8 protein-coding genes and 1 pseudogene are annotated in these 11,952 nt (G+C 56.9%); 3 read left to right on the top strand and 6 right to left on the bottom strand.

Annotated elements, in window-relative coordinates:
• Positions 1 to 95: 95 nt before the first annotated feature.
• Entirely contained in the window at positions 96 to 278 is a 183-nt protein-coding gene (locus CGLUCO_RS03430; RefSeq protein WP_143336952.1) for a hypothetical protein, read from the top strand.
• 60 nt (positions 279 to 338) lie between these two features.
• Positions 339 to 938 (top strand): S1 family peptidase, encoded by a 600-nt coding sequence (locus tag CGLUCO_RS03425; protein WP_143336950.1) that lies wholly within the window; start codon positions 339 to 341, stop codon positions 936 to 938.
• Positions 939 to 1,068: 130 nt separating this feature from the next.
• On the opposite strand, the gene CGLUCO_RS03420 is transcribed toward CGLUCO_RS03425, so the two are convergent.
• The 6 genes from CGLUCO_RS03420 to CGLUCO_RS03395 all read right to left on the bottom strand — a co-directional run bounded on the left by CGLUCO_RS03420 (position 1,069) and on the right by CGLUCO_RS03395 (position 9,381).
• Positions 1,069 to 3,414 carry an ATP-binding cassette domain-containing protein gene (locus CGLUCO_RS03420; protein WP_232621881.1) on the bottom strand — a complete coding sequence of 782 codons (2,346 nt, stop codon included), beginning with the start codon at positions 3,412 to 3,414 and terminating at the stop codon, positions 1,069 to 1,071.
• Between the two features lie 258 nt (positions 3,415 to 3,672).
• Entirely contained in the window at positions 3,673 to 4,356 is a 684-nt protein-coding gene (locus CGLUCO_RS03415) for a metallophosphoesterase family protein (protein ID WP_232621882.1), read from the bottom strand.
• Positions 4,356 to 6,179 (bottom strand): ABC transporter permease, encoded by a 1,824-nt coding sequence (locus tag CGLUCO_RS03410; RefSeq protein WP_234985041.1) that lies wholly within the window; start codon positions 6,177 to 6,179, stop codon positions 4,356 to 4,358. Before CGLUCO_RS03410 ends, CGLUCO_RS03415 begins: the two co-directional genes overlap by 1 nt.
• Positions 6,179 to 7,246, bottom strand: coding sequence for an ABC transporter substrate-binding protein (locus tag CGLUCO_RS03405; protein ID WP_070741106.1), 1,068 nt, complete (start codon positions 7,244 to 7,246; stop codon positions 6,179 to 6,181). Before CGLUCO_RS03405 ends, CGLUCO_RS03410 begins: the two co-directional genes overlap by 1 nt.
• A gap of 162 nt (positions 7,247 to 7,408) precedes the next feature.
• The gene (locus CGLUCO_RS03400) at positions 7,409 to 8,509 is read right to left on the bottom strand and encodes an ABC transporter ATP-binding protein (protein WP_084036930.1); all 1,101 of its coding nucleotides are present in this window, start codon (positions 8,507 to 8,509) and stop codon (positions 7,409 to 7,411) included.
• On the bottom strand, positions 8,509 to 9,381 hold the full coding sequence (locus CGLUCO_RS03395) for a hypothetical protein (RefSeq protein WP_232621884.1): 873 nt from the start codon (positions 9,379 to 9,381) through the stop codon (positions 8,509 to 8,511). Before CGLUCO_RS03395 ends, CGLUCO_RS03400 begins: the two co-directional genes overlap by 1 nt.
• A gap of 855 nt (positions 9,382 to 10,236) precedes the next feature.
• Here CGLUCO_RS03395 and CGLUCO_RS13110 point away from each other — a divergent pair.
• Positions 10,237 to 11,699, top strand: a pseudogene (locus CGLUCO_RS13110) (integrase core domain-containing protein).
• Positions 11,700 to 11,952: the final 253 nt, after the last annotated feature.

Below are 11,952 nucleotides of genomic sequence, written 5' to 3'. Positions count from 1 at the left end.
CGTGTGAGCGCTTCACGTGGGGGCATCCCATATTCCGGGTGCCCCCACACGCACACGCCCACACACAGGTTTTTTGCAGTGTTATGCTAGCTTCCGTGAAGCCATCACTCATCTCCCTTTCAAATGCGGTCGTCGTCGCGACGATCAAGGGAGGCGTGACCGCTTCCTCTGCGCCGGTCTTCACCGTAATACAAGGCGATCAAATCCTCACCGGGGCACCTGGTTCCTACCCGTCCGGCTCGTGCACTCTTGGCTTCAACGCCGAGGGTTTTAGCTAAACTTCAGCACACTGCGGAAACTCCGGGGACTATGTGTACATCCAGGATACCCAAGGCAGGGTGCAGGGACCTCTGGGGGTTCTCACGAATTCTCCTCGCTACAACGGCTCTAACAAGAACGTTGCAGTCGTCAACGACTGGGCCACGATCTCCTGGGCTGACTCGGTGCGGCTCGAACCAAACCGCTACTCCGGGGATACGATAGTGCCGATTTCCGACGTGCAGCTGGGCGAGACGGTGTGCGTATACGGAAACACCACGAAACGCGAAAGCTGCGGGAATTTCGCTGGTAGGAACGGCACCACCTTCTACGTCGAGCACGCTACGTCGGATCCCGGCGATTCAGGAGGACCGCTATGGATCCCCGGCAGGGGACTGATCGGAGTGCTTGCCGGGGCAGATGAGATCGAATATCTATCAACCTTCCTGTTCATCAGGTATCACCTTCAGCTGGATCTCATCCGGGCCACTGCACCGGGAGTCAACGGCGGAGCGGTTTCTGACGACGATATCTTTCACGTTGCACAGCGTTGGAATCGGCTGGGACGACCCGACCCGTCACAGTCTCGGAGAACTCGAATCTCAGCAGCGGAGATTCCCCGGCCGCAGGCTCTTCTGACCCGACAGAGGACGAAATCTGGGGTGTGGTCAGTGGAGTGATCGCGCTCATTAGCGTCCTCGTAGGGCTGGCTCACCAATTCGGATTCGTACGTTAAGCACCTATCCGCACGCCTTCGCGCGGGACGTTTGTCGCTCGATGCACTCTTACAGTGAGCACACCATACGCGCGCTACGCGCCGAGGGACTGTGCCAAAACTCGCCCTGTTGGCGTGTCCATCGCGGCAAGTCCCGCTGGCGTTGTATCAGCAATCACCGTGCCGCCATCGGTGCCAGCGCCGGGTCCCATCTCGATGACGCGATCGGTGGCTGCAATGGCGTGCAGGTTGTGCTCTGCCATGACGACGGTATCGCCACGCTCCACAATGCGCCGAAGCTCGGTGACAAGCAGCGTAGCGTCAGCGGGGTGGAGGCCGGTGGTGGGCTCGTCGAGAAGGTAAATCGTCGTTCCGCGTGGTGCTTTCTGCAGGTGTGTCGCCAGCTTGATGCGCTGCGCCTCCCCGCCGGATAGTTCTGGCGCACCCTGGCCGAGGCGCAGGTAGCCAAGCCCCACCGCCTGCAGGGCAGTGATGGATTTCATGACTGTCTTGTCACCGGTAAAGACTTCCGCCGCCGCGTCGACGGTGAGGTCCAGAACCTCGGCGATGGTGAGGCCGTTCCATGTCACCTCGAGGGTCTCGTCGTTGAAGCGCCCGCCGTGGCAGGTCGGGCATTGCGTATACGAACCGGGCAGGAATACGAGTTCCACCTCGATCTTCCCCTCCCCCTTGCATGTTGGGCACTGCCCCTTGGTCACGTTGAACGAGAAGTGAGAGACGTTCCATTTCCGTTTCTTCGCCGCATCGGTCTGCGCGAAAAGCTTCCGCACCCTGTCGAACAGCCCGGTGTAGGTGGCCAGGCACGACCGGGGTGTCCGGCCGATGGGTTTCTGTGTGATCTGGACGAGCTTGTCCACATCCTCGCTTTCCTCTGCCACGCGGGCGATCTCAGAAATGAGGGTGGATTTGCCCGAACCGGACACGCCGACGATGGAGGTGAACTGCCCGAGGCCGAGGTCGATGGTGACATGGTCAAGGTTGTGGGCGGTCAGATCGGTAAGCGGTACGGTTCCGGTCGCCTCTGTTTGTTGCTTGTCGACGAGCGTGACCTCCCTGTGCGCGAGTGCATCATGGGTAGGACTGTCCACAGCAAAGCCTGCGGTCGGCCCCGAGTATAGGACCTCACCGCCGCCCTCCCCGGCGCGCGGGCCGACATCGACGATCCAGTCGGCTTGGGCCACAAGGTCCATGTCGTGCTCGACGATGATGACGGAGTTCCCAGCGTCGATAAGCCTTCTGAGCAGCGGAACCAGAGCCTGGCGCTCCGATGCGTGCAAACCTGCCGACGGCTCGTCGAGAACGTAGAGCACACCGAAGAGTCCCGAGCGGAGCTGAGCGGACAGCCGTAGGCGCTGGAGCTCACCAGCAGACAGGGTCGTTGTTTGCCGGTCGAGAGACAGGTGTCCGAGGCCGAGCTCGAGGCAGGAGCGGAGGATGGGCAAGAGGGCACCGATGAGGATCCGTTCTGCCTCCTGCGTCGCCGGTTGCGCCTCGATGAGCGTTGTCAACTCTGCCAGAGGCAGGGCGTTGAACTCGTCGATACGCAGGCCCGCATAGGTCACACGCAACGCCTCCTGCTTCAACCGGCGCCCACCACATGTGGTGCACGGGTGGGACTCCATGAAGGACAAGGTGCGAGCGCGCAGCGTGTCCGACTGCGTGGTGGCCAATGTCTTGGTGAGGTAGGACTGTACCGAGTGCCACGTGCCCTCGTACGTGCGCTGTACCTGGTCAGCACCGCGAATGGGGTGGATTTCCACGACGGGCTCCTCGTCGGTGAACAGGATCCAATCCCGATCCTCCCGCGAGAGGTCACGCCACGGCGTGTCCATATCGAAGCCCAACGCTTCGAGGATGTCGTGGAAGTTTTTGCCTGCCCACGCACCCGGCCACGCGGTGATCGCACCCTCGTCGATGGTGAGGTTCGGGTCCTTCACCATCGATTCTTCCGTGGCCACGTGACGCACGCCGGTGCCTTGACAGTCCGGGCACATGCCCTCGGGGGTGTTCGGAGAAAAAGAATCAGAGTATAAAATACCCATTCCCTCTGGGTACGTACCCACGCGGGAAAACAGCAGCCGAACCGTGTTGCTCATCGTGGAGACAGTCCCCACCGTGGAGCGCGCCGAGCCTCCCGAGGTGGACTGCTGCAGTGCCACCGACGGCGGTAGTCCCTCAATGGAGGCCACCTGCGGATCGACGGCGGAGGCAATGAGCCGTCGGGCGAAGGGTGCTACGGATTCCAGGTAGCGGCTCTGCGCCTGCCCGTGAATCGTCCCGAATGCCAGCGAGGATTTCCCCGATCCACTCACTCCCGTGAAGGCGACGAGCTTCCCCCGCGGAACGTCGACATCCACATGGCGGAGGTTGTGGAGGTGTGCGTCGCGAACCCGGATCATTGAATCTGCTGCAGTACCCATATGCACCCGATTGTAGGGCACTGTGGTTTTTAATGCTGAGGAGTCAAGAAGGAAGCGAACCAGTGGCGAGGAAATACGGACTCATGGGCGTGTCCAGCCATAAGGAGGAAAAATAACCACTGGAGTGGAGGGCCTTCGGTCCCTGCCTCTCAAATTCACCCCAAGGGGGACGAGTCTCCGGCCTCAGCCCAGTTCACTATGATCACGCAGAGAGACCAGATCCCTATGATCACGCCGAGAGAATAGTGGTCGCGCTTCCTACACAGTGACACGCCAGAAGTGGCCCGTTCCCGGCCAGCCGATGAGCGGTTTGTCACCCACGATGTGCGGGGTGTGCACGTGCCCGAGCAACCAGGCAACGTAGTTTTTGGAGCGAAGTTCCGAGGGTGTGGTGGGCAGGCAGGGATTCTTGGAAAGCTCTCCTGTGAGGCTTGTATGCAAAATACCCACGTGTGCGACATCGGGCGAAGACTGCCGGTGTGCAATGGGGTACGCATCAATGACATGTCTGTAGTCATTGCGCTCCCCCACGTTTAGTGCATGAAAGATAACGGGAATCGAAGGGAAACGTACCGACTCAGCCTGGGAGGTGCTCCCCGGGCAGAAAATGTTTCGATGATCGTGGACCCATGCAAGTTCCAGGTCAAGGTTAAGCGCAGCATCATGGTTTCCCCACACTAAGACAAGGGGAAGGCCTAAACCATCGCTGATCGTCTTGAGAAGCGAAGACGCGCGAGCGACATCTTCCGCGGTTCCGCTCTTGCGATCTACGAGGTCACCGCCGAAAACAACGACATCAACGTCGACGGAATCAAGTACGCTTTCGATCCACGCTGATCCCGGTGACCATGCGGCCCCCAGGTGCAAGTCAGAGAAATATCCCATCGTTACTCCCAGCGCACAATCCGTGACGTGGGTAGAAATACTATCGGTAATCGTCACTACGCAGCCTCGCTGGCAATCCGGTTCTCACGTCGGCGTTGCAGAACCGTGACGACGATGAGCACCACAGTGGAACTCACCACACCAATCAACGTCATCGCCATGGCCTCAGGCCTATTGCCCTGGTCAAATTGGTTCATAATCCACGGAGACAACAAGTTGAGATCCGCGGGGCGGATGAGTGAAGACATAACCAACTCACGGATGCCGACGAGGAAAGAAAGAAGCCAGCCGGCAATTATTCCCGGCAAAAGCAGCGGAAGTATGATCCGGAAGAGTGTGACGGCACGGGTTGCTCCTGCAACATGTGCCGCATCGATGAGTGTCGGAGACACCGAAGCCATCGAAGCTTTCACGTTTTGGACTGCCATGGGCAGGAACATCACCGTATAACCAAGCACGAGAATCCATCGGGTCCCGTACGGCGTTACCGGAAGCCAGGGGGCGTTCCACAACAAGATGAAGCCCACCGCCATAACTATTCCAGGGACTGTGTCCGGCGCGACGGATAGAAAATCATTCACCCTTGCCAGCACGTATGCGCAGACTCGGTGAGCTGACAGTGCCACGGCGGTAGCGAGGACGATCGCTGCTGTCGCACCGATCAAACCGAGTCCCGCCGAATTAACCAGCGCTTCCTGTGCACTGCTCTTTTTCAGCACAATCTCAAAGTAATCAAAGGTGAGGTTCGTGGGAGTTGGTGGCTGCGAACGGAGAATAGTCATCGCTCCGAGCACGATGGAGATGTACGGGATGATGACACTCACCAAGAATACGGCGGTCGTATGCAGCCAGATCCCAGCCATGCTGAGCGTTGACGGCGCTAGTCGCACAGGCCGAGCGACGCGTCCTCCACTAGTCCCATCATTCCTTGACACGTACTGTTGGATGGCCCAAACGGTCACGCCGAGTGCGAACAGCACGCTGGAAGAAGCGGCCGCGCGGGAGAAACTGATGGGGTCCACCGTGATGTTCTGATGGATGGAGGATACAAGGACAGGGAACCCGATGGCGTTGCCAAGGGTGACAGGAGTACCAAACTCACCCGCAGCCCTGATGAAAACGATGAGAACACCCAGTGAGTACGGGCCGATCATGTTTGGCGCGATAATCCGGCAGACGATCTCCCACCACGTCGCGCCCTCGACCCGTGCAGCCTCGATGAGAGACGCCGGAACGGTGGAAAACGAGTTCCGCAAAAGGAGGTACAGGAAAGGAAACAGCTCGCAGGCCATGATGAGAGCCATCCCCCAGACCGAGTAGATGACATCATGAGCCACGGATCCTGCTATCTTTCCGAACAATTGCTCGGCTACTCCGCCCAACCTAGTGAAATCCATCCAGGCCATCGCAGCAGCAAACGGTGGTGTCATGAAGGGAACCATGACCACGACATCGATCCAGGAGTGACGTGACAGGGGTGTCCACGCCATGGAAACCGCCAATGGTGCCGCCATGACTGTGGCAAATAGGACAACAAGCACGGAGAGGAAAACGGTGTTTCCCATGACGGTGAGCATCTCACTATGGGCGAGAACCCCAAGAGCTGATGGCTCGTCGCGATAGCCTGTGAAAGCTGTGACCAATACCGATAGCAAAGGCGCAGCAATGAGGACCAACAGTATCGCAAGGATGATGTACGTCGCCGTTCGTTGCTGTACCGCTGGCCTTCCGGCCTCAGTTCCAGCATTCGTCCTGCGACGAGCAGTGTCAGAGTTAGCGTCTGAGGAGACGGGCGCTCTGCCTTCTCGATCTTCCACGGCAACAGCTCCAGTGCGCAATGCTGAACCTGTGCCTACCGTTTTCTCCGTGCTCCTTGCCATTACTTCAGGTAGCGCTCGACAAATTTATCGCGGATATCTGCAGAACTATCGACGATAGTGTCCCAATCATCGCTGAACTGCGTGATCTCACTGTAGTTCGGGCCCGCCTTGGCTTCTACGTCTTCACGCCCGGGAATCATGTTCTTGGATGCTGAGATTTCTTGTGCTTCCTTGGAGAACATGAAATCAGCGAAGGCCTCGGCGGCCTCCTTGTTATCAGAAGACTTCATGATCATGACCGGGCGCGGGGTAATCGTGGTACCGGACGCCGGGATAATGACTTCCAGCGGCTCGCCCTTCTGCTGGCCGGAGTAGGCAGAGTAGTCAACGCCACCAAAAACAACAGCCTTAGAGCCCGATTTAACTGCATCTAGGGCAGGACCGTTTGCGCCCTGTACGACCATGCCGTTAGCAAACAGGGAATCAAACAGCTCCCAGGTCTTGTCCTCGCCCCACTTGGAGACCATCGCAGCGATGAGGTCTGCTGCCGTACCGGATTCGCGTGGATCAGGCATGATGACCTGATCCTTGTACTGCTCATCGGCAAGATCCTTCCAGTCGGTCGGCTTCCCATCGGTTGCCTCGGTGTTAACCACGAGAGCAAGTGCGGAGCCATCACGCCCGATGAACTGGCCAGTAGGTGACACCCATTTGTCATGCACTGCGTCAGAGCCTTCCGGCGTGTACTCCTCCAGCGCACCGGATTCAGCCTGCTTGGAGGCTGCGGACCAGCTGGCGAGGTAGATGATATCTGCCTGTGGGTTGGCCTCCTCGGCCTTGATGCGGGCGGTGATCTTGCCGGTTGTGTCGGCGTAGACGTTGACCTTCACGCCGGTCTTCTGCTCGAATTCCTCGACGAGCGCATCGGTCAGTCCCTGCGGGTTTGCCGAGTAGTAGGAGATTTCTCCGGTAAGGCCCTCAGGTGCCTGCCATTCTGAGGAAGACGTCCCGGCTCCGCCTTCGCTTGCTGAGCTTGTTTCAGACGTTTCCACGGATCCACAGCCCGTGAGCACGAGCGCAGAGCTAGCGATACCTGCGATGAGGCCAACAATTTTATTCTTTTTCATAATCCTAATTCCTTTTTTCGGTTTTCTGGTCTCTGTTTCATTTCCTGCCCGAGGCGAATTTTCATTTTTCACCTGTGCAGACAGCTGCGCTGCACGAACAGTGGTGATAGCAACACCGCACGAATGGTTGCCAAAACATGCCCTTTCGGCGCCGTTCGATGATTAACCTGACGGCGTCGTGGTCACGAGGGTGAGGTTCTCAGAACGGCCAACCTCGCGATTGCTGTACACCAGCCACGGCTCATCAGCGCCCTGCACGTTAACGGTCACCTCGTAACGCCCGCCAACGTAGTGGCACTCCCGCACTCGGGCCGAGTACATTCGCTTCCCTGCCGGGGACTCCGCGTTTCGAGGTTCGGACATCTGCAGTGCATCGGTGCTGATAGAAATGTGTTCTGGCCGCCAGGTTCGTCCGGCCGAGTCTCTGTTCATATGTCCGACGAACGTGGCAACGAAGTCATTGGCTGGATGCGTGTAGATCTCCACGGGGCTCGTGAACTGTACGATTTCGCCCTGTTCCATGACTATGACGCGGTCGCTCATCGCCAGTGCCTCTGACTGGTCATGCGTGACGTAGAGAACCGTCACCCCAAGCTTCTTTGCTAAGGACGTGATCTCTCCACGAATTTGCTGCCTCAGCGCCGCATCTAGGGCTGATAACGGTTCGTCCATGAGGATGACGCGTGGTTGGGAGACGATTGCGCGAGCGATAGCCACGCGTTGCTGCTGACCACCGGAAAGTTGCTGCGGGCGTTGCTGGGCTTTGCTAGCGATCCCCACTTTCTCCAATGCTTCCTGCACGCGTCGCTGTCGCTCCCCCGCCGGCACTTTTCGCTTTCCGACGGTTAGTGGGAACTCAACATTCTTTTCCACCGTCATGTGAGGCCACAGCGCCAAATCTTGGAACACCATGGACAAGCCGCGGCGATTCGGAGGCACATTAATGCCCAGCTCCGCGTCAAAGACGTTGGTGGATCCGAAGGCGATTCGTCCCGCATCAGGCGTTTCCAGCCCTGCAATGCAGCGCAACATGGTTGACTTGCCACAACCGGATGGACCGAGAATCGACGCGAACTCCCCTGCATCGATACGAACTGAGGAGGGATGCAGTCCTGTGCCGTCAGAGAATTCTCGCGCCACCCCGTCTAGCTCTATGGATGTGCCTTGCGACGAACTCGAAACGTGACTCTTATCGGCTGCTGCTAGCTCATTCGCCTCTTTGTTTCGATTCGATGCAGCCAACTTCTCGTATGGATGACTCATTAATCCCACTTTCCGTCGAGGACCATAGACGTTTTGAACGCATCTTGTTCTCTAAGCAGCTCAAGCTGTTGCAGCCGATTTATGATTTTTTCTCGTTTTTCAACTGCGTCTTTTCTACTTGAGTCTTTCTCCGATAACTCAACAAAGTAAGAATTGTTCATCTCAGTTACTTCAAGATCTGACGTGTAACCAGCCACCTCTATGGGCCACGTACGTTGAATGACAACATTCGACATCGCTAGGTTACGAAGAATGTGAGAAGCTGCTTCTTCCCCACCGAGCTCTTTCTCGAGCTTGCCTGGCAGCAATTCGTTAACTTTTTGGAGCGCTTCTTTTTCCGTTGGAAAGGGAAGCGAACAACTGGTCTCTTTCTTATTCGAGAAATCCACAGTGGACGTGTAAAAGCTTGTGTTGATCTGAGCATCGTAATTTTTGTCGGAAGAATCAAAATTACGTTCCCGGGCTAGTCGCAGCACTTGGTTAACGCTCTCTTTGGCTAGCGCTTGCTCTCCGGATGCCGATAAAGGAAATCTCTTTTTGAAGGTCAGCTCGCAGGAATTCTCCTCTTGAGATCGCTTGACCCGAACTGTCCACCCATGGGCAGCCAAAGCTCGGTCCGGCGTATCCACATATGCCACGGCCTCGACCTTCTGTAGTGTTCCGGCTTGCAGTTGTTCCCTAGCAGACTCGGTCACACCACCGTCAGAATCAACGACAGATGAATCGAGTCGCAACTTGATCTGATAATCAGGGTCTGCGACCTCGGCTGCCATTGCCTGCGGAAGCATCCCTAGAGAAAACTCACCATCGCTACCAGTGGATTGCACGGGAATCAGGTGCATGCAGGCCACCAACGCAGTAGCTATGAACACACTCCCAGTCCTCTTAAAGCGCCCAACCGTAGTTCGAGAAAAACTCACCTAGGTGAATCTAGACTTACCACCATTTCAGTTCAAGGGTTTTAAGAAAGAATTAATAACCTATTCACCTTTGCGAAACTTCTCATGTCTGTTTCACTCATCGATGAAAACCAAGTCAGCACTGTGCGCTACCCCTCACAGGTTCTGAACCAGGTCTCGCTGCGCTTGTTCCGCCCAAAAGAAAAGCCAGGCTACTAATCTTGAGGGTTCACTACCCCTGGTAAGCCACCACAAGACACACGTGAATACCGTGGCGAAGGTGTACTAACCACCTAACAGACAAAGCCACAGGTTGCGTTTTCTGCCTACTTCCCTGGCGCGACGAGACAAACCTCAGCTCAATCCAGCCAATACTGTCGCCTTTGCAGTCGCAACGGCAGGCTATTAGAAGTGAGTTACCTGAGTGGTGGCAGTCTCGGCCACCGTGTTAGCCATCACCATCCCCCCCACACACACTTTTATCCGCTTGACCCCGACACGCTGTAAAGACACACGTTTTGGCGCTTAACCCCCGCTTCCCCTTAGCCCCTAAAGTCCACTCCAAAGTCCGGTCGATGAAAGTAGAACTAAAAATAACCCCTTACCTGCATCTTTGCGGGTAAGGGGTTTTATTAGTAGCGGGGGCTGGATTCGAACCAACGACCTCTGGGTTATGGACTCATTACTGGTTCATTAGGAATTATTTTTTTCGCCTAAAAGCTAGCTTTCTATTGTCATGTCTAAGGGCTTTTTGGACAAGGAGTCCAATGACTTTTTGGACAGGATGTCTGATGGCTTTTTGGACGCCTACGGCGGTGGAATAGCCGGATGGCTATTCCATTGCACAAGCGCAGAAAAGTCGCAGATTTCGATCCCGTTCGTGACGGCAAAACGATCACACAGTTTTGCAAAGAACTGGGCATCTCGCGGCAGACGTATCACAACATCAAAAACCGGATCGCACAGAAGGGACGATCTGGCATCATGCCGGATTCGACTGCCCCGAAGCACCCGGCAGGAAAATTCGAGGACTCCGCCAAGATCGCAGTCGTCCACGCCAGACAAACGTTAATGGAGCAGGGCTTGGATTATGGGCCTTGGTCGATCTACTACTTCTTGTTCGACTCCGTCGGTGCCGATCGCACCCCAGCACGCTCCACAATCGCCTTGTGGCTAAATGAACTGGGGTTTGTCGACGCTAATGCCCGCAAACGACCGCGAAGCTCCTATAAGCGCTTCGCCCGTGATCTCGTTGGCGAACTCTGGCAGATCGATGGACTGGTCTATCGCCTCTTCGACCATGCGCACACACTCGTGACGATCTACCAGGTCATCGACGACGCCAGCAGATTCGATGTCGGAACCAAAGCATTCGCTTCACCGGAAAACGGCACTGACGCCCGCTCCGTGCTGGCCGAAGCGTTCGCCACCTACGGCAAACCCCAAGAAATCCTTTCTGACAACGGCGATGCATTTGCCGCCTACCACCGTGGATACCTCTCGGCGACTGAAACCTGGCTCGCCAGCGAAGGCATCCTCGCCATTGCCGGGTTCGCTCCGACAACCCGGGGAAAGACGAGCGCTCCCACCGCACGCTGACCCAGTTCCTCGACGCACGCCACCCCGCAAGCCTTGCCGAGGTCAACACCTATCTCGCTGAGTACCGGCAGGTATACAACGAGCGACGACGGCACCAATCACTGCTGGTCGGCAAGATGCACATCACCCCACGCCAGGCCTTCGAGATCTTCCCCAAAGCACCCTCGCCCACGCAACCGCTTGATCCTGACGAGGTCTGGGCCCGTGTACTTGCCTACAACCGGGCACACAACCCGCAGGCAGCATCCGAAGTGAAAAACGGTCCCGGGGAAGCGGCAACTTCACCCGAGACCAGCACCGATGACATGGCAGCTCAACACGGCATACCTCCCACCGATACTCCCACACTAACGGTGCCGACGACACAACCAACAAACGATTGGGGCATCCCAGACCAACTCAGTGTGAGCAAAAACGGCGTCGTCCGCGTGTGTAGCTACGGACTCTACATCGGCTTGAGATTCAAAAACCGCAAGCTCTACGCCACGGTCACAGACGACGAAGTCGCAGAGTTCTTCACAGCCCACGACGGTGAGTTCCTCTTCAGCGTGCCACTGCCGGTCACACTTCATCACAGGCCACCAGGCGGGCAAATCAACATCAACCTCGTCGAAGGGATGAAGCACCGCCAACCGCCCCGGATGAACCCGAAACTGGCCAAGCCCCGACCGAAGCGCAGGCCGCAAAAATGATCCGCTAGAAAATGTCCAAGAACTCCATGGACTCCGTGTCCAATAAGTCATTAGACTCCGTGTCCAAAAACTCTATAGACATAACAAAGCTAGCTTTCTATCCTCCTATATCGCTAGCTTTATAGTTTGCTACCATGCCTGCTTGCTAGCTAGGAAAGCCGGTATCTCAAAACCAAGCTAGAGCTACCCCTAGATCCACCCCGGCGCCACCGCAGAACCGCCGTTGGTGGGATTGCACCACTGAGTGCCCGCC

Source organism: Corynebacterium glucuronolyticum DSM 44120 (assembly GCF_030440595.1).
GTDB lineage: Bacteria > Actinomycetota > Actinomycetes > Mycobacteriales > Mycobacteriaceae > Corynebacterium > Corynebacterium glucuronolyticum.
This window is presented reverse-complemented; position numbering and strand designations above follow the sequence as displayed.

What these genes read in the sequence shown, in the direction of transcription:
- CGLUCO_RS03420 (WP_232621881.1), bottom strand. Translation starts at nt 3,414, where the DNA reads ATGGGTACTGCAGCAGATTCAATGATCCGGGTTCGCGACGCACACCTC.
- CGLUCO_RS03410 (WP_234985041.1), bottom strand. Translation starts at nt 6,179, where the DNA reads ATGGCAAGGAGCACGGAGAAAACGGTAGGCACAGGTTCAGCATTGCGC.
- CGLUCO_RS03405 (WP_070741106.1), bottom strand. Translation starts at nt 7,246, where the DNA reads ATGAAAAAGAATAAAATTGTTGGCCTCATCGCAGGTATCGCTAGCTCT.
- CGLUCO_RS03400 (WP_084036930.1), bottom strand. Translation starts at nt 8,509, where the DNA reads ATGAGTCATCCATACGAGAAGTTGGCTGCATCGAATCGAAACAAAGAG.